Annotated in this window: 1 protein-coding gene; it reads left to right on the top strand. The window is 61.1% G+C overall.

Going from position 1 to position 442, the window contains the following annotated elements:
- A partial coding sequence (locus EXE42_RS16945) for a universal stress protein (RefSeq protein ID WP_137695153.1) occupies nt 1–148 on the top strand: 148 nt, incomplete at its 5' end.
- Between the last annotated feature and the right edge of the window lie 294 nt (nt 149–442).

Raw genomic sequence — 442 nt, 5'->3', positions numbered from 1 at the left:
CATCGAGGTGGCCGAGGAGCTCGACGTCGACAACATCACGATGAGCGGGCGGCGACGGAGCCCGACCGGCAAGATGCTGTTCGGGAGCACGACGCAGTCGGTGCTGCTCGCGGCCGACCGACCGGTGACGGTCATCCTCGACGAGTAACCGGCGCCGGTACCGGGATCCCGACCGGTAATCGGATCCGATGTCCCCGCCCTCGACGGGTAACCCATTCCGGCGACGTGTTTGCTGACGTTCATTATAATGAATATTCCTTCGGTTTGAACTGAAATAAACAGACACATTGTTAATGATCGACTGGGAGTACTCTGTTGAGTATGTCCGAGAACTCAATCGATCGGCGTAAGTTCCTGTACGGTACAGGCGCGGTAGGCATCACCGGACTCGCCGGCTGTTCCGGCGGCGGGGACGGCGGCGACGGGGGAGACGGCTCCGACG

It is taken from the genome of Halorubrum sp. SP3 (genome assembly GCF_005435195.1).
GTDB lineage: Archaea > Halobacteriota > Halobacteria > Halobacteriales > Haloferacaceae > Halorubrum > Halorubrum sodomense.
Note: the sequence above shows the minus strand (reverse complement) of the source record. Positions and strands in the feature narration are given on the sequence as shown.